Annotated in this window: 6 protein-coding genes; 4 read left to right on the top strand and 2 right to left on the bottom strand. The window is 63.5% G+C overall.

All coding sequences use genetic code 11. The features are described 5' to 3' along the window. Positions 1–160: 160 nt before the first annotated feature. Together ndvB and BLU15_RS10115 are read left to right on the top strand one after the other, a co-directional pair. The gene (ndvB, locus tag BLU15_RS10110; RefSeq protein ID WP_090295212.1) at positions 161–8,788 is read left to right on the top strand and encodes a cyclic beta-(1,2)-glucan synthase; all 8,628 of its coding nucleotides are present in this window, start codon (positions 161–163) and stop codon (positions 8,786–8,788) included. A gap of 315 nt (positions 8,789–9,103) precedes the next feature. After that, positions 9,104–10,258 carry an OpgC family protein gene (locus tag BLU15_RS10115; RefSeq protein ID WP_090295213.1) on the top strand — a complete coding sequence of 385 codons (1,155 nt, stop codon included), beginning with the start codon at positions 9,104–9,106 and terminating at the stop codon, positions 10,256–10,258. A 29-nt stretch (positions 10,259–10,287) separates the two neighbouring features. Here BLU15_RS10115 and BLU15_RS10120 read toward each other — a convergent pair whose 3' ends face one another. Next, a complete protein-coding gene (locus BLU15_RS10120; RefSeq protein ID WP_090295214.1) occupies positions 10,288–10,920 on the bottom strand; it encodes a LysE family translocator in 633 nt (210 codons plus the stop codon). A 154-nt stretch (positions 10,921–11,074) separates the two neighbouring features. Beyond that, on the bottom strand, positions 11,075–12,832 hold the full coding sequence (locus tag BLU15_RS10125; RefSeq protein ID WP_090295215.1) for a glucan ABC transporter ATP-binding protein/ permease: 1,758 nt from the start codon (positions 12,830–12,832) through the stop codon (positions 11,075–11,077). Between the two features lie 388 nt (positions 12,833–13,220). Here BLU15_RS10125 and BLU15_RS10130 point away from each other — a divergent pair, with 388 nt between their 5' ends. Next, positions 13,221–13,961, top strand: a complete 741-nt coding sequence (locus BLU15_RS10130) for a helix-turn-helix transcriptional regulator (RefSeq protein WP_034802969.1) — start codon at positions 13,221–13,223, stop codon at positions 13,959–13,961. A 119-nt stretch (positions 13,962–14,080) separates the two neighbouring features. Further along, positions 14,081–17,539, top strand: coding sequence for a pyruvate carboxylase (pyc, locus tag BLU15_RS10135; protein ID WP_060586575.1), 3,459 nt, complete (start codon positions 14,081–14,083; stop codon positions 17,537–17,539). The last annotated feature ends 22 nt before the right edge of the window (positions 17,540–17,561 follow it).

Genomic DNA, 17,561 nt, shown 5'->3' on the forward strand with positions numbered 1-17,561 from the left:
GCTGTTGGCACCACGGCTAAAAAATGCCATTTTCATGCATCACCGCGGCCTTGAAAACCAATGCGCCGCCGGCTTTGCGATCTCCGATGCCCAGTCGAGGGCGGTGCCTGTTACCGCCAGATCCCGGTTTCCCGGGAAATGACGGTGGATGGGAGGACACATGACCGTGTCTAGCAACGCGCCGGCTCAGCCTGATTTCTCAGGACCGCAGCCAACCCGGCACCCCGACGAGGGCCGGGCCGATCAACCCCGGTTGGATTCAGAACCCGTACCCATGCAGCTCCAAACTACGCCGCCCACCTCACCGCGCGAACCGGAAGCGAAGCAGATCGATTACAACGATTCGATCCGCTCCACCTTCTTTTCGATGGAGGACCTCCGGCAATGCGGCGAGGATCTCGCGGCAAAGGGTGTCTCCTCGCTGCCGGGCTTCTTCCCGTTCGAGTTCCGTCCGCGGCATCGCGAGAACGAGAACGAGATCCTGCGCGTCTACCGGGCGACGGCCGCGGACGTCGAGGCCGGGGCAACGATCACGCCGGCCGCCGAATGGCTGCTCGACAACCATCACGTCGTCGAAGAGGCGATCCAGGAAGTGCGGCGCGATTTCCCGCGCCGGTTCTATCGCCAGCTCCCGACGATTTCGGTTTCGGGCACGGTGATTCCGCGCACCATGGCGCTCGCCTGGCTCTACGCTGCCCACACCCACAGCACGGTGACGCGCGAAAGCATCACGGCGATGGTCGAGGGCTTCCAGAAGCACGAGACCTTCAAGATCGGCGAACTTTGGGCCTTGCCGTCGATCCTGCGCTTCGTGCTGATCGAAAATTTGCGGCGGATTGCCATCCGCGTCGAACGCTCGCGCGGCATGCGGCGCAAGGCAAACGACGTCGCCGACCAGATCATTCGCCTCAGCGATCCGGAAAAGTCGCGCACGCTGCTTGCGGAATCGGAAGCGCTGGCGGCCGACAACACCTTCGTCGCGCAACTGCTTTACCGCATGCGTGACGGGTCGCAGACCTCGGGCGCCGTGATCGGCTGGATCGAGGATCAGCTCGAGAAGCGCGGCAGCGATGTCGAAAGCGCGCTGGTCGCCGAGCAGAACCGTCTGTCGTCCGGCAATGCGACGATGAGCAACATCATCCGCAGCCTGCGTGAGATCGACGACACCGACTGGGCCGTCTGGTTCGAAAGCGTCAGCAAGATCGATGCGGCGCTGCGTGAAGGCTCCGATTATGCGGCGCTCGATTTCGGGTCGCGCAACAAGTACCGCGACACGATCGAAAAGCTGGCGCGCCGTTCGGGGCACAGCGAATTCGAAGTGACGCAAATCGCCATCCAGATGGTGCGCGAGGCGGAAGTCGCGGCCGAGACGGAAGCGCCGCTGCAGCAGCCGAATGTCGGATCCTTCCTCGTCGGCAAGCAACGCAAGCTTCTGGAAAAGAAGATCAGCTACCGGCCGTCGGTGCTGCAGACCATCATTCGCCTCAGCCGCAGGCTCGATTGGTTTGCGATCGCCGGGCCGAACATCCTTCTGACCATCCTGGCGATGTTCGCCGTCTACTCCTTCGTCAGCCCGATGGCGATCCCGAGTGGCGCGAAGCTGATCATGCTGCTACTCTTCGCGCTGCCGGCCTCGGAAGGCGCGATGGGCCTGTTCAACACGCTGGTGACGCTGTTCGTCAAACCGTCGCGGCTGGTCGGCTACGAGTTCCTCGACGGGATCCCCGAGGACGCCCGCACGCTCGTTGCGGTGCCGTGCCTGATTTCAAAGCGCGATCACGTCGACGAACTGGTGCGCAATCTCGAGGTCCACTATCTCGCCAACCCGCGCGGTGAGATCTACTTTGCACTGGTCAGCGACTGGGCTGACAGCAAGGACGAGGAATCGAGCACCGACGCCGATGTGCTCGATTATGCCAAGCGCGAGATCGCTCAGCTCTCGGCGCGTTATGCCTATGACGGCAAGACCCGATTCTACCTGCTGCATCGCCGCCGCCTGTATAACGAGCAGGAAGGCGTGTGGATGGGCTGGGAGCGCAAGCGCGGCAAGCTGCACGAGCTGAACATGCTCTTGCGCGGTGACCGCGACACCTCGTTCCTGCAGGGCGCCAACACGGTGCCGGACAACGTTCAGTACGTGATGACGCTCGATTCCGACACGCGCCTGATGCGCGATGCGGTGACGAAGCTCGTCGGCAAGATGTACCATCCGATCAACCGTCCGGTTGTCGATCCGAAAACGCAGAACGTAATCGCCGGCTACAGCCTGCTGCAGCCGCGCGTCACGCCGTCGCTGACGACGGGCAGCGAAGCCTCCGCCTTCCAGCGTATCTTCTCCTCCAACCGCGGCATCGACCCTTACGTCTTCACCGTTTCGGACGTCTATCAGGACATTGCCGGCGAAGGCAGCTTCACCGGCAAGGGCCTCTATCATGTCGACGCCTTCGAGGCGGCGCTGAAGGGGCGCATCCAGGAAAACGCCGTTCTCAGCCACGACCTGCTCGAAGGCTCCTACGTGCGTTGCGCGCTGGTGACCGACGTCGAACTCGTCGAGGACTTCCCGACCCGCTACGAGGTGGAAATGTCGCGCCAGCATCGCTGGGCGCGCGGCGACTGGCAGCTGCTGCCCTATATCTTCAATCTGTCGAACGGGCTGTCGATGCTCGGACGCTGGAAGATGTACGACAACCTGCGCCGCTCGCTGATCCCGCTTGCCTGGCTCGTCGCCTCGGTCATGGGCTGGTACTACATGGAGCCGACCGAAGCGCTGATCTGGCAGATCGTGCTGATCTTCAGCCTGTTCGTGGCGCCGACGCTGTCGCTGATCAACGGTCTCCTGCCGCGCCGCAACGACATCGTTGCCCGAGCGCACCTGCATGCGGTCTTGAACGAAGTCCGTGCCGCCAACGCGCAGGTCGCGCTGCGCATCGTCTTCATCGCCCACAATGCGGCGATGATGGGCGACGCCATCGTGCGTTCGCTCTACCGCACGTTTGTCAGCGGCAAACTGATGCTGGAATGGCGCACGGCCGCGCAGGTGCAGAGCGCCGGCCACGGCACCATTGGCGACTATTACCGCGCCATGTGGGTTGCGCCGGCGCTGTCGGCGATCTCGCTGGCCCTTGCGGCGATTTCCGACACCGGCCTGCCCTTCATCGGCATTCCCTTTGCGCTGCTGTGGGCCCTGTCTCCAGCCGTTGCCTGGTTCGTCAGCCAGTCGGCCGAAACCGAAGACCAGCTTGTCGTTTCCGATGAGGCGATCGACGAGATGCGCCTGATCGCGCGCCGCACCTGGCGATACTTCGAGACCTTCGTCACCGCCGAGCAGCACTTCCTGCCGCCGGACAACTTCCAGGAAACGCCGCAGCCGGTTCTCGCCGAGCGGACGTCGCCGACGAATATCGGCGTCTACCTGCTCTCCGTCATGTCGGCGCGCGATTTCGGCTGGATCGGCTTCGAGGAGACGATCAACCGGCTGGAGCAGACGATCGCCACCATCGACCGGATGCCGAAATATCGCGGCCACCTGTTCAACTGGTACCGGACGAATACGCTCGAAACCATGGAGCCGCGCTACATTTCGTCAGTCGACAGCGGCAATCTGGCCGGTCATCTGATCGCCGTGTCGTCGATGTGTCGCGACTGGGCCGAAGCGCCGTCGGCGCATGTCCAGGGCAGTCTCACCGGTATCGGCGACGTTGCTGCGATACTTCAGGAAGTGCTGCGCGACCTGCCCGACGACCGCAAGACGGTGCGTCCGTTGCGTCGCCTGATCGAAGAACGCATCGTTGGCTTCCAGAACGCGCTCGCCGCGATTATGCGCGAACACGAGTTCGCTTCGATCCGCGTGATCAACCTGGCCGTTCTGGCGCGCGACATGCACAAGCTCACCGTCAACCTCGACCATGAGGTGCGCACGCCGCAAAGCAGCGAAGTGACGAAGTGGGCCAACTCGCTCGTCACCACCTGCGAAGCCCATATCGCCGATGGCGTCTTCGATCTCGGCGCAATCGAATCGCTGCGCCAGCGCCTGCTGGTGATGAAGGACCGGGCACGCGACATCGCCTTCTCGATGGATTTCGGTTTCCTGTTCCGTCCGGAGCGGCGCCTGCTGTCGATCGGCTTCCGCGTCAACGCCAACGAGCTCGATGAGGCCTGCTACGACCTTCTTGCGTCGGAAGCCCGTCTCACCAGCCTGTTTGCCATCGCCAAGGGCGATCTTCCGACGGAGCACTGGTACAAGCTCGGCCGGCCGATCGTGCCGATCGGCGCACGCGGTGCGCTGATTTCCTGGTCCGGCTCGATGTTCGAATACCTGATGCCGCCGCTGGTCATGCAGGAGCGTCAGGGTGGTATCCTCAACCAGACCAACAATCTGGTCGTGAAGGAACAGATCAACCACGGCCGTCGCCTCGGCACGCCGTGGGGCATCTCGGAAGCCGCCTTCAACGCGCGTGACCACGAGCTCACCTATCAGTACACCAACTTCGGTGTGCCGACGCTCGGTCTCAAGCGTGGTCTCGGCCAGAACGCGGTCATCGCGCCCTACGCCTCGATCCTCGCCTGCATGTACGATCCGAAGTCGGCGCTCGCCAACCTCGGGCGTCTCCGCGAGGTCGGCGCGCTCGGCGCATACGGCTACCACGACGCCGTCGACTTCACGCCGACGCGCGTGCCTGAGGGCCAGAAGTGCGCGGTGGTTCGCAACTACTATGCCCACCACCATGGCATGTCGATCGCGGCTGTCGCCAACGTCGTCTTCAACGGCCGCCTGCGCGAGTGGTTCCACGCCGATCCGGTGATAGAAGCCGCCGAACTGCTGCTGCAGGAAAAGGCGCCGCGCGACATTCCGATCATGAATGCCAAGCGCGAGCCGGAATCGGTCGGCAAGGGCCAGGACGATCTCCTGCGCCCTGAGGTCCGCATCATCGAGAACCCGCTTTCGCAGGACCGCGAGACCGTGTTTCTCTCCAACGGCCATTACTCGGTGATGCTGACGGCCAACGGCGCCGGTTACGCCCGCTGGAACGGCCAGTCGGTTACCCGCTGGAAGCCGGACCCGGTCGAGGACCGTACCGGTACCTTCATCTTCCTGCGCGATACGACGACCGGCGACTGGTGGTCGGCGACGTCGGAGCCGCGACGCGCGGCCGGTGAGAAGATGCTGACGCGCTTCGGCGACGACAAGGCGGAATTCGTCAAGACCGTCGGTGATCTCACCAGCGAGGTGGAATGCATCGTCGCCACCGAACACGATGCCGAAGGGCGCCGGGTCATGCTGCTCAACACCGGCACCCAGGACCGCTTCATCGAAGTGACCTCCTATGCCGAGCCGGTGCTTTCGACCGATGAGGCCGACAGTGCACACCCGGCGTTTTCGAAGATGTTCCTGCGCACGGAAATCAGCCGCCGCGGCGATGTCATCCGCGTCAGCCGCAACAAGCGCAGCTCCGGCGATCCGGACATGGAAGTGGCGCATCTCGTCACTGACAATGCCGGCAGCGACCGCCATACGGAAGCCGAGACCGACCGTCGCCGCTTCATCGGTCCGGGCCGCACGCTTGCCGAAGCCGCTGCCTTCGATACGGATGCGGTGCTTTCCGGCACGGACGGTTTCACGCTCGATCCGATCATGTCGCTGCGCCGGGTCGTGCGCGTACCCGCCGGCAAGAAGGTCAGCGTCGTCTTCTGGACGATCGCCGCCCCGAGCCGCGAGGAGGTCGATCGCGCGATCGACCGCTACCGCCATCCGGAGACCTTCAACCAGGAGCTCATCCACGCCTGGACCCGCAGCCAGGTGCAGATGCGCCATGTCGGCGTGACCTCGCAGGAAGCGGCAAGCTTCCAGATGCTCGGCCGCTACCTCGTCTATCCGGACATGCATCTGCGCGCCGATTCGGCGACGGTTCAGGCCGGCCTGGATTCTCAGTCGAAGCTCTGGCCGCTGGCGATTTCGGGCGACTACCCGATCTTCTGCCTGCGCATCAATGACGACGGCGATCTCGGCATCGCCCGGGAGGCGCTGCGCGCCCAGGAATACCTGCGCGCCCGCGGCATCACCGCCGATCTCGTGATCATCAACGAGCGCGCCTCGTCCTATGCCCAGGACATGCAGCACGCGCTCGACTCCATGTGCGAGAACCTGAGGCTTCGCGGTCTCTCGGACGGTCCGCGCCAGCACATCTTCTCGGTGCGTCGCGACCTGATGGAGGCGGAGACGTGGTCGACCTTGCTGTCGGCCTCGCGCGCGGTCTTCCATGCCCGCAACGGCACGATCTCCGACCAGATCGCCCGCGCCAACTCGCTCTATTCGCCGGCACCGGTGAAAGGCTCCGAAAAGAGCGCCGAGTTCTCAGGCCCGCTGCTGGCAGCGCCGCAGGAGGACGCGGATGCCGCTCCGGCGGAAATCAAGGGCGATGGCCTTTCCTTCTGGAACGCCTTCGGCGGTTTCGCCGATGGCGGTCGCGAATACGTCGTGCGCCTGCGCGGCGGCGAAGCGACGCCGCAGCCGTGGATCAATGTCATCTCCAATGATGCTTTCGGCTTCCACATCTCGGCCGAGGGTGCGGCCTATTCCTGGAGCCGCAACTCGCGCGACTACCAGCTGACGCCCTGGACCAATGATACGGTCGTCAACCGGCCGGGCGAAGCCATCTTCATCCGCGACATGACAAGCGGCACGGTCGCCACGCCCTATGCGGCGCTCTCGCGCCGCCGTTCCGTCGTCTTCGAGACGGCGCACGGGCTCGGCTATTCGATCTTCCGCAGCACCCAGGACGACCTTGAGATCGAGGTCGTCCAGACGGTGCATCGCAACCTGCCGGCCAAGCTCGTCCGCGTGTCTGTCCGCAACCGTGCGGCGTCGGCGCGGCAGTTGAGGCTCTACGGCTACAACGAGTGGGTGCTTGGCAACAACCGTGCCCGTTCGGCGCCCTTCGTCCTTTCGAAATGGGACGAGACGGCCGAGGCGCTGGTGGCGACCAACCCTTACAGCATCGATTTTGCCGGCCGATCCGCCTTCTTCGCCGTCGATGGCGGCGATGCGGCCGGCTACACCGCCAGCCGCCGGGAGTTCCTGGGCGCGATCGGCGGCATTCTGGCGCCGCAGGCGGTCACTTCGGGTGCCGATCTTTCGGGCTCCGTCGATGTCGACGGCGATCCTTGCGCGGTGGTCGCAACGGACATTTCCATCGAGCCCGGTGCCGAACGGCAGGTCACGTTCATCCTCGGCGATACCGATACGGACGATCAGGTTCGAGCCATCATCGGCGAACTGCGTGAGACCGCGTTCGACACGGTGCTTGAGGCGAACAAGACGTTCTGGCGCGAATTCACCGACATCGTGAAGGTGGAAACGCCGGATCCGGCCTTCAACGCCATGATCAACAACTGGCTGCCCTATCAGAGCCTCGGTTGCCGCATCATGGCGCGCTCGGCCTTCTATCAGGCAAGCGGTGCCTTCGGTTTCCGCGACCAGTTGCAGGATACGCTGGCGTTCCTGATCCATCGTCCGGAACTCGCCCGGGCACAGATCCTCAACGCTGCCTCCCGCCAGTTTACCGAAGGCGACGTGCAGCATTGGTGGCTGCCGGGAACAGGCGCCGGCGTGCGCACGATGATCTCCGACGACGTCGTCTGGCTCGCCCATGCCGTGACCCGCTATTGCACGGTGACCGGCACGTCCGATCTCCTTGCCGAGAAGCTTGCCTTCATCACTGGCCCGGCGCTCGAAGCGGGGCAGCACGACGCCTTCTACAAGCCGGAGATTTCCGAAGAGGTCGGCGACGTCTACGAGCATTGCGCCCGTGCACTCGATCTTGCGATCAAGCGGACCGGTGAGAACGGCCTGCCACTGTTCCTTGCCGGCGACTGGAACGATGGCATGAACCGGGTCGGCGAGAAGGGGCAAGGCACGAGCACCTGGCTCGGCTGGTTCCTCGCCGGCACGCTGCGTGGCTTCCTGCCCTTCGCGCGCGAGCGCAAGGACGAGGCGCGCATCACGCGCTGGGAGGCGCATCTCGAAGCGCTCAAGAAGGCGCTCGCGACCGCCGGCTGGGATGGCGACTACTACCGTCGCGGCTATTACGACGACGGCACGCCGCTTGGCACCAGTGAGGCTCTGGAGTGCCGGATCGATTCGATCGCTCAGTCCTGGAGCGTGCTTTCGGGCGAAGGCGACGAGCAGCGTTCGCTGAAGGCGATGGATGCGGTCATGGCTGAACTGGTCGATCCCGACCAGCGCATCGTGCGGCTGTTCACACCGCCGCTCGAGCGGACGTCGCAGGATCCGGGCTACATCAAGGCCTATCCGCCCGGCGTGCGCGAGAATGGCGGGCAATATACTCACGCCGCCACCTGGGTCGCCTTGGCCTTTGCCGAACAGGGCAGGGCGGAAGAGGCCTGGCGGGTCTTCCAGATGCTGAATCCGATCTCGCATGCCGAAAACCGCGAAGCCGCGGAACACTATCGCGTCGAGCCCTATGTCGTTGCCGCCGATATCTACGGTGAAGGCGATCTGGCGGGACGTGGCGGCTGGACCTGGTATACGGGATCTGCCGGCTGGCTCTACCGTGTCGGCGTCGAGGGCATCCTCGGTATTCGCCGGCAGGGCGACAGGCTGGTCATCCGCCCGGTGCTGCCGGCAGCCTGGAACGGCTACTCGGCCGAAGTGACGCTCAATGGCGCGCGGCACAAGATTTCGGTCGAACGCGACAAGAAAAGTGGCGAGCCGATCGTCAGCGTCAACAATAGTGTCACAAAAAACGCGCATGAAGGCATTTTGCTGTAACGGCCGGCATTGAAGACAGGATGAAACCGGCTTTGTTCCCGCAAGGGCAAGGCCGGTTTTTCTTTGCGGATTTGCCGGCGGCGCGACCTCGACGGCTGAGCGTCGTGCAGGAATTCAAAGTCCTACAGCGACCTTTGCGCGTCTGATAAGACGCGCGGCGCTGTAGATTTCGTGACCGGGGTGCCGGGCGGGAAACCGCCTGCAGATGGCCTCCCGCTCTCCTTCATGGTGCCGGGCATCGCGCGAAAGGCGGGACGTCGGTACCCGTTTCAACAGGGATGGGGCAGGGGCGCCAAATCCTGGAAAACGGACCGCATGCTGCAAAAGACTTTTCAGGGTGGCGTCGACCCGATGTCCGCCCGATTGGTTCCGAAGGAGCGTGACACACGCCTTGATGTGTTCAGGGCGCTGTGTCTCCTGACGATTTTCGTCAATCACGTTCCCGGGCAATATCTCGAATACCTGACCCACAAGAACTTCGGCTTTTCCGATTCCGCTGAAGCTTTCGTCCTAATCTCGGGCCTCTCGGTCGGGATCGCCTATGGCGGCAAGTTCGTCTCCGGCGGTCGGCTGGCCATGACGCTCAAAATCTGGCGCCGGGCCCTGGCGCTTTACGTCGCCCACATCATGACGAGCATCGTAACGCTGGCGATCTTTGCCGGCGGCGCGATCTATTTCGGAAGGCAGGACCTGATCGGCGAGATCAACATCCGCCCGATGGTGGAGCAGACGGAGCAGGGCATCGTTGCCATGGTGCTCTTGGGACATCAGCTCGGCTACAACAACATCCTGTCGATGTATGCGGCGCTGTTCCTGCTGCTGCCGGGCATCCTCTGGCTGAACGGCGTCAGCAAGAAACTGCTGCTTCTGCTCTCGGCCGCGCTGTGGTTCGCCGCGGGCATCTTCAAGTTCGTGCCGTCGAACTTCCTCGACGAGGGCTACTGGTTTCTCAATCCCTGGTCCTGGCAGTTCCTGTTCGTCATCGGCGTGGTGATGATGACCTATGTGCGCAACGGCGGATCGCTGCCGCGCTGGCCCTGGCTGGTCATGCTGTCCTGTGCCTATCTTGCCGTTTCCGCCGTCTGGGTCTTGTTCTCGTTCTGGAGCATCGACCTCTCCTTCGGTCTTCCGGCCGTTCTGACAGGCTTCGATAAGACCTTCCTGTCCATGCCGCGATTGCTGCATGTGCTGGCGCTCGGCTACATCATCGCGGTGACGCCTCGGATCAGCAACCTCGCCAAACTCGACCGCGATCATCCGCTGGCGGTGGTCGGCCGTCATTCGCTACCGATCTTCATCTTCGGCACGATCCTGGCGATGTCCGGCCAGGTGCTGCTGTTCGTGACGGGGAAGAACCCGGTCTTCGGCAGCCTCTTCGTGCTCGCCGGCATCGGCCTGCACTTTGCCTATGCCTATTATCTCGAATGGCTGCGCGGCATCGCGTCTGCCAAACCGCTAAGGGCGGCGTAGCAAACGCCGCCCTTGACCGTGCGTCAGCGTCAGGTTCTTGAACCCAGTGCCAGGCGGCAGGCGAGCCCCGTGAACACGCCGGCGAGGAGGTATTGCGGCAGCTTCGGGAAACGCCGGAAGCCGGACAGCCGCGCGCGCAGATGGCTGCCGACGAGGATGACCGAACCGTTCACCAGCAGGCCGATTCCGTTCAGAACCGTCGCAAGCAGAAGCATCTGCACGAGCATCGACCCGCCATTGGGGTCTACGAACTGGGGAAACAGGGCCAGCACGAAGAGCGCCATCTTCGGATTGAGCAGGTTCGTCATCAGTCCCTCGCCGAAGACCCGCCGGCCTGAGAGCCGCTTGAGCGTCGACGTCGGAGACGCGCCCGAGGGATGCGAGCGGACGGTCTTCCAGGCGAGATAAAGCAGATAGCCGCAGCCCGCCCAGCGCACGATCTCGTAGGCAACCGGTACGGAGACGAAGAGCTGCGAGAGGCCGAGCGCCGCCGCGAGCGCATGGCAGTAGGTGCCAAGCGCAATGCCGGCATAGGTGAGAAAGCCGGCTGCGCGTCCCTGGCTGACACTACGCGAGGCAATGAGCAGCATGTCGGGGCCGGGCGTAGCGGTGAGCACGAGGCTTGCGGCGGCAAACAGAGCGATGGTGGAGATATCCGGCATTGGTGATTCCCTTGGAATTGAAGCCGGAATTCCCGTCTACCAACAATTTGGCGAATGACAAGACTTCCTGATGCGGCGCTTGTCCAAAAAGAAAAGCCACCCGCGGCTGACCGCGGGTGGCTTGATGTACGATTTGCCTGACGTCGGGCGAGCGTTACGCTGCCGTGTGGCTCATGCGGACGTCGTCGTCCGTCAGGATGCCGCTGGCGCGGAGCAGGGCTGCAAAGCGGCCGTTGCTCTGGCTGAGCTCGTTGAAACCGCCCATCTCGACGATCCGGCCCTGGTCCATGAAGACCACCAGGTCGGCCTCGCGCACCGTCGACAGGCGGTGGGCGATGATGAAGGTCGTGCGGTTCTTGCGCAGCGCATCGATCGCCTCCTTGACGCGGTTCTCGGTCTCGACGTCGAGCGCGCTGGTCGCCTCGTCGAGCACCAGGATCGGCGCGTTCTTGAGGATGGCGCGAGCGATGGCCACACGCTGGCGCTCGCCACCCGACAGACGGTTGCCGCGCTCGCCGACGACCGTATCGTAACCGGTCGTGCGGCCCTCGATGAAGTCGCAGGCAGCAGCCGCTTCGGCGGCAGCCATGACTTCCTCGATCGTCGCGTCGTCACGGCCAAGCCGGATGTTTTCCGAGATCGAGCGGTTCATCAGGCCCGCATCCTGGAAGACGGTGGCGATCGAACGGCGCAGCGACTTGCGCGTTACCTTCGAGATGTCGTTGCCGTCGATCAGGATCTGGCCGTCGCGCGGATCGTGGACGCGTTGCAAGAGGTTGACGAGCGTCGTCTTGCCGGCACCCGTCGGGCCGACGATGGCGATCGTCTGGCCGGCCTTGGCGGTGAACGAGACGTTGTGCACGCCCTGGTTCGTGTTGGCAAAGTCGAAGGAGACGTTGCGGAACTCGACCTCGCCGACAACCGGCGGCAGCTCGGTCGCACCGGCCGGCTCGTCGCGTTCGCGCACGGCGTCTTCGAGGGTGAAGAAGTCCTCGAGCTTGGCACGAGCTTCGAAGATCTGCGTGACGAAGGCTTTCATCTGGTCGAGGCGGCCGATCAGCAGGTTGGCAAAGCCGATGAAGGCGATGACTTCGCCGACGCCGAGTTCGCCGCGCTGCACCAGCACGGTACCGATCACGAGGATCGCCATCATAGAGATGGTCGAGGCGACGCGGTTCAGCCCGCTTGCGAGTGCCCACCAGTCGAGTACCGGGAACTGGGCCGAGATCAGCCGCTCGGTGAACTTCTTCAGCTCGCGGGTTTCAGCCTCGATGCGGTTGTAGCTGTGCACGACCGAAACGTTGCTGATCGCGTCGGAAACGTGCGAGAAAACCGTGTGGTAGTGGTTCTCGACCGAAGCCTGGCCCTCCTTGGTGCGGCTCATGACCACCTTGCTGATCACCACATAGAGCGCGCCGAGAACGACGAGCACGAGCGACAGGCGCACGTCCATGGCAAAGGCGGTCGGAACGAGCAGAACGAGGGCGACGGCGGTCGCCAGATGCTGGCGCATGAATTCGAGCCAGAGACCGAAGAGGGTTTCGCAGGCGCGAAGCAGCGTGTGCAGGGCGTTGGACGTGCCGCGCTGGCTATGCCAGGCAAGCGGCATGGAAACGATGCGGCCGAAGGCTTCCGTCAGGAGCGTGGCGCGGCGGCCATGGGCCAGCCGGTCGGCCTCGCGGGCGACGAGCACGAAGGCGACGGTGTTGAAGACGCCGAGGCCTGCCCACATGAGCAGCATCGGCGTGACTTCGCCCTTCGACGAGATGGCGTCGATGATACGACCGAACAGGATCGGTTCGGCAATTGTGATCGCTGCCAGAACGACGTTGGCAAGCACGATCGCTGAGACGCGAAACTTGTGAACCGCAAGATACTGGAGCGCTCTTGCATACACCTGGAACAATGACACTGTCTCACCCCTTCCGGGTACCGGATTTGACGCGCCGCAGACCTTCTGCGGCGGATGCACCCGCGTCCTCGAGGTTCCCCATGGCGAGCATTGAAGCCTCGCGCCGTTAGAGCACTCGGGGCCGCGCTGAGACGGTCTTTTGCGGCAATGGGAAGCCGTAGCCGGACGCAGGACAGCCACTCGTTTTCCCGTTTCGCTCGTCTGTGAGCTTGGCGAGAATATTCATAGTCTGCTATCTGTCGTGCCAACTCCGATTTCTTGCATATTTCGCATAAGACCGGGCGTGGTATGACGGATTATCGCGGGTGCAACATGAATGGTCGCTGAACGGTGCCTTTATGTCCGGATTCGGAAATGCGACCATATGCATCGACCTGGAAGGTGATCCATGAACATTACGCTGCTCGTACAGTTTCTCGCGCTTCTGGAGGAGATGAAGACACGCGAGGAAATCATCCCGGAATTCGAGCGCCTGCTCGATCGCTGCGGCTTCGACTTCTACGGCGTCGTGCGCCAGCCCAAGCCGCATGACAACCCGCTGAGGCTGCTGCTTGCCGGTCGCTGGCCCGAGGGCTGGCCGCAGATCTATATCCGCAAGAAGTTCGTGGTGATCGACCCGACCATCCGCTATCTCGGCCATGCCCAGCGTGGTTTCCGCTGGCGCGATACGCTGTTTGCTTTCCGCTCCGATCCGCATCGCAAGCGCATGGAAAGCATGATGATCGAGGCCCGCAACCACGGTCTCTACGACGGCTACATCTTCCCGGTGCACGGCCGGCGCGGTCTGCTCGGCAACCTGACGGTCGGCGGCCGCGTCGTCGACCTGAGCCCTGTCGAGATCAGCCTGTTCGACTCGATCGCCAAGCGGCTGTTCTGGAAGCTCTTGGACCTGACCGACCCCGAGGTTTCGGCCGAGCTCGGTTCGCGTGTCGAAGTGCAAATGACGCGGCGCGAAATGGAAGCCCTCAATTATCTCGCCGACGGACTGACCTCCAACGACATCGGCAAGGTGCTGGATATTTCGAGCCACACGGTCGATTGGTACATGAACGGAATCCAGGAAAAGCTGAAGGCCAAGAACCGCCACCACGTCGTGGCGATCGCCTTCCGTCTCGGCCTGATTTCCTAAAGTCGAAAGGCATTCGGTTTCCTGTCGCATCTGAAATTGCGCTCTGCCCGGTGACCCGCTAATACTTTATTTCGCGGGTGCAGCATTTCCCGCAATATCAAGTCATTGAGGAGACCGACTTGCCTATCTCGAAGATCCTTGTTGCCAACCGTTCTGAAATTGCCATCCGCGTTTTTCGCGCTGCAAACGAACTCGGTCTGAAAACGGTCGCGATATGGGCGGAAGAGGACAAACTCGCGCTGCACCGCTTTAAGGCGGATGAAAGCTACCAGATCGGCCGCGGCCCGCATCTTGCGCGCGACCTCGGCCCGATCGAAAGCTACCTGTCGATCGAGGAAGTGATCCGCGTCGCCAAACTCTCGGGTGCCGACGCCATTCATCCGGGCTACGGCCTGCTGTCGGAAAGCCCGGAATTCGTCGATGCCTGTGACGCCGCCGGCATCATTTTCATCGGTCCGCGCCCGGCGACGATGCGTCAGCTCGGCAATAAGGTCGCAGCCCGCAACCTCGCCATTTCCGTCGGCGTTCCGGTCGTGCCGGCCACCGATCCGCTGCCGGACGACGAAAAGGAAATCCATCGCCTCGCCGCCGAGATCGGCTACCCGGTCATGCTCAAGGCCTCCTGGGGCGGCGGCGGACGCGGCATGCGCGCCATTCGCGATCCGAAGGATCTGATCCGCGAGGTGACGGAAGCCAAGCGCGAGGCCAAGGCCGCCTTCGGCAAGGACGAGGTCTATCTCGAAAAGCTGGTCGAGCGCGCCCGCCACGTCGAAAGCCAGATCCTCGGCGACACCCACGGCAATGTCGTGCATCTGTTCGAGCGCGACTGCTCCATCCAGCGCCGTAACCAGAAGGTCGTCGAGCGCGCGCCGGCGCCCTACCTCTCCGATGCGCAGCGGCAGGAACTGGCCAACTACTCGCTGAAGATCGCCAAGGCGACCAACTACATCGGCGCCGGCACCGTCGAGTATCTGATGGATGTGAACACCGGCAAGTTCTACTTCATCGAAGTGAACCCGCGCATCCAGGTCGAGCACACCGTCACCGAAGTGGTGACCGGCATCGACATCGTCAAGGCGCAGATCCACATTCTCGACGGCGAGGCGATCGGCACGCCGCAATCGGGTGTGCCTGACCAGGCTGACATCCGCCTCAACGGCCACGCGCTGCAGTGCCGCATCACCACGGAAGATCCGGAGCAGAACTTCATTCCCGACTACGGCCGCATCACCGGCTATCGTTCGGCGGCCGGTTTCGGCATCCGTCTCGACGGCGGCACGGCCTATACCGGCGCCTACATCACCCGCTACTACGATCCGCTGCTGGTGAAGGTCACGGCCTCGGGCAGCACGCCTCAGGAAGCGATCAGCCGCATGGACCGGGCGCTGCGCGAATTCCGTATCCGCGGTGTGGCGACCAACCTCACCTTCCTCGAGGCGATCATCGGCCACGAGCAGTTCCGCAACAACACCTACACCACCCGCTTCATCGATACGACGCCGGAACTCTTCCAGCAGGTCCGGCGCCAGGACCGTGCGACGAAGCTCTTGACCTATCTCGCCGACGTCACCGTCAACGGTCATCCGGAGGCCAAGGGTCGTCCGAAGCCGCCGGCGGATGCGGCCAAGCCCGTCGTGCCGTTCATCCAGGGCGAAATCCCCGCCGGTACCAAGCAGAAGCTCGACGCGCTCGGCCCGAAGAAATTCGCCGAGTGGGTGCGCGGTGAAAAGCAGGTTTTCCTGACCGATACGACGATGCGCGACGGCCATCAGTCGCTGCTTGCGACCCGCATGCGTACGCATGACATCGCCCGCGTCGCCGGCACCTATGCTCGTGCGCTGCCGCAGTTGTTCTCGCTCGAATGCTGGGGTGGTGCGACCTTCGACGTTTCCATGCGCTTCCTCACCGAGGACCCGTGGGATCGTCTCGCCCGCATTCGCGAGGACGCGCCGAACCTGCTGCTGCAGATGCTTTTGCGCGGCGCCAACGGCGTCGGCTACAAGAACTACCCCGACAACGTCGTGAAGTACTTCGTCCGCCAGGCGGCGAAGGGCGGCATTGACGTCTTCCGCGTCTTCGACTGCCTCAACTGGGTCGACAACATGCGCGTGTCGATGGAGGCCGTTGCTGAAGAGAACCGCATCTGCGAGGCGGCAATCTGCTACACTGGCGACATCCTGAACTCGGCCCGCCCGAAGTACGATCTCAAGTACTACACGGCATTGGCGGCCGAGCTCGAAAAGGCCGGTGCGCACATGATCGCCGTCAAGGACATGGCGGGCCTGTTGAAGCCGGCCGCCGCGCGCGTGCTGTTCAAGGCGCTGCGCGAAGCGACGGATCTGCCGATCCATTTCCACACGCACGACACCTCGGGCATTGCGGCTGCAACCGTGCTTGCCGCGGTCGATAGCGGCGTCGATGTGGTCGATGCGGCGATGGATGCGCTTTCCGGCAACACCTCGCAGCCCTGCCTCGGCTCGATCGTCGAGGCGCTGCGCGGCTCGGAGCGTGATCCGGGCCTCGATCCCGAATGGATCCGCCGCATCTCCTTCTATTGGGAAGCAGTGCGTTACCAGTACGCCGCCTTCGAAAGCGACCTCAAGGGACCGGCGTCGGAAGTCTACTTGCACGAAATGCCGGGCGGTCAGTTCACCAACCTCAAGGAGCAGGCCCGTTCGCTCGGGCTGGAAACCAAGTGGCACCGCGTTGCCCAGGCCTATGCCGATGCCAACCAGATGTTCGGCGACATCGTCAAGGTGACGCCGTCCTCCAAGGTGGTCGGCGACATGGCACTGATGATGGTCTCGCAAGACCTGACGGTCGCCGACGTCGAGAACCCGGCCAAGGATATCGCCTTCCCGGATTCGGTCGTCTCGATGCTGAAGGGCGATCTCGGTCAGCCTCCGGGCGGCTGGCCGGAAGCGCTGCAGAAGAAGGCGCTGAAGGGCGAGAAGGCTTACACCGCCGTTCCCGGCTCGCTGCTGCCGCCGGCCGATCTCGACGCGGAGCGCAAGGCGATCGAGGACAAGCTCGAGCGCAAGGTCGACGACTTCGAGTTCGCCTCCTACCTGATGTACCCGAAGGTCTTCACCGATTACGCGGTCGCGGCCGACACCTATGGTCCGGTCAGCGTGCTGCCGACGCCGGCCTATTTCTATGGGCTTGGACCGGGCGAGGAGCTGCAGCCGGAGATCGAGCGCGGCAAGTCGCTGGTGATCCTGCACCAGGCCAAGAGCGAGCCGGACGAGAAGGGCATGGTCAAGGTGTTCTTCGAACTCAACGGCCAGCCGCGCCTGATCAAGGTACCGGACCGCAACCGCAGTGCGACGAGCGCCGTGCGCCGCAAGGCCGAAGGCGGCAATGCTGCCCAGCTCGGCGCTCCGATGCCGGGCGTCATCTCCACGGTCGCGGTTCATCCGGGCCAGGCGGTTAAGGCCGGTGACGTGCTGCTCTCGATCGAGGCGATGAAGATGGAAACGGCGCTGCATGCCGAGAAGGACGGCACGATCGCCGAAGTTCTGGTGCGCGCCGGCGACCAGATCGACGCCAAGGACCTGCTGATCGTCTTCGACGCGTAAGCGTTTGCCACACGGACAGACA

The organism is Ensifer sp. YR511, assembly GCF_900103045.1.
GTDB classification, from domain to species: Bacteria; Pseudomonadota; Alphaproteobacteria; order Rhizobiales; family Rhizobiaceae; genus Ensifer; species Ensifer adhaerens.

Excerpts from the sequence above, each read along its gene's own strand:
- ndvB (WP_090295212.1), top strand. The coding sequence starts at position 161 with ATGACCGTGTCTAGCAACGCGCCGGCTCAGCCTGATTTCTCAGGACCG.
- BLU15_RS10115 (WP_090295213.1), top strand. The coding sequence starts at position 9,104 with ATGCTGCAAAAGACTTTTCAGGGTGGCGTCGACCCGATGTCCGCCCGA.
- BLU15_RS10120 (WP_090295214.1), bottom strand. The coding sequence starts at position 10,920 with ATGCCGGATATCTCCACCATCGCTCTGTTTGCCGCCGCAAGCCTCGTG.
- BLU15_RS10130 (WP_034802969.1), top strand. The coding sequence starts at position 13,221 with ATGAACATTACGCTGCTCGTACAGTTTCTCGCGCTTCTGGAGGAGATG.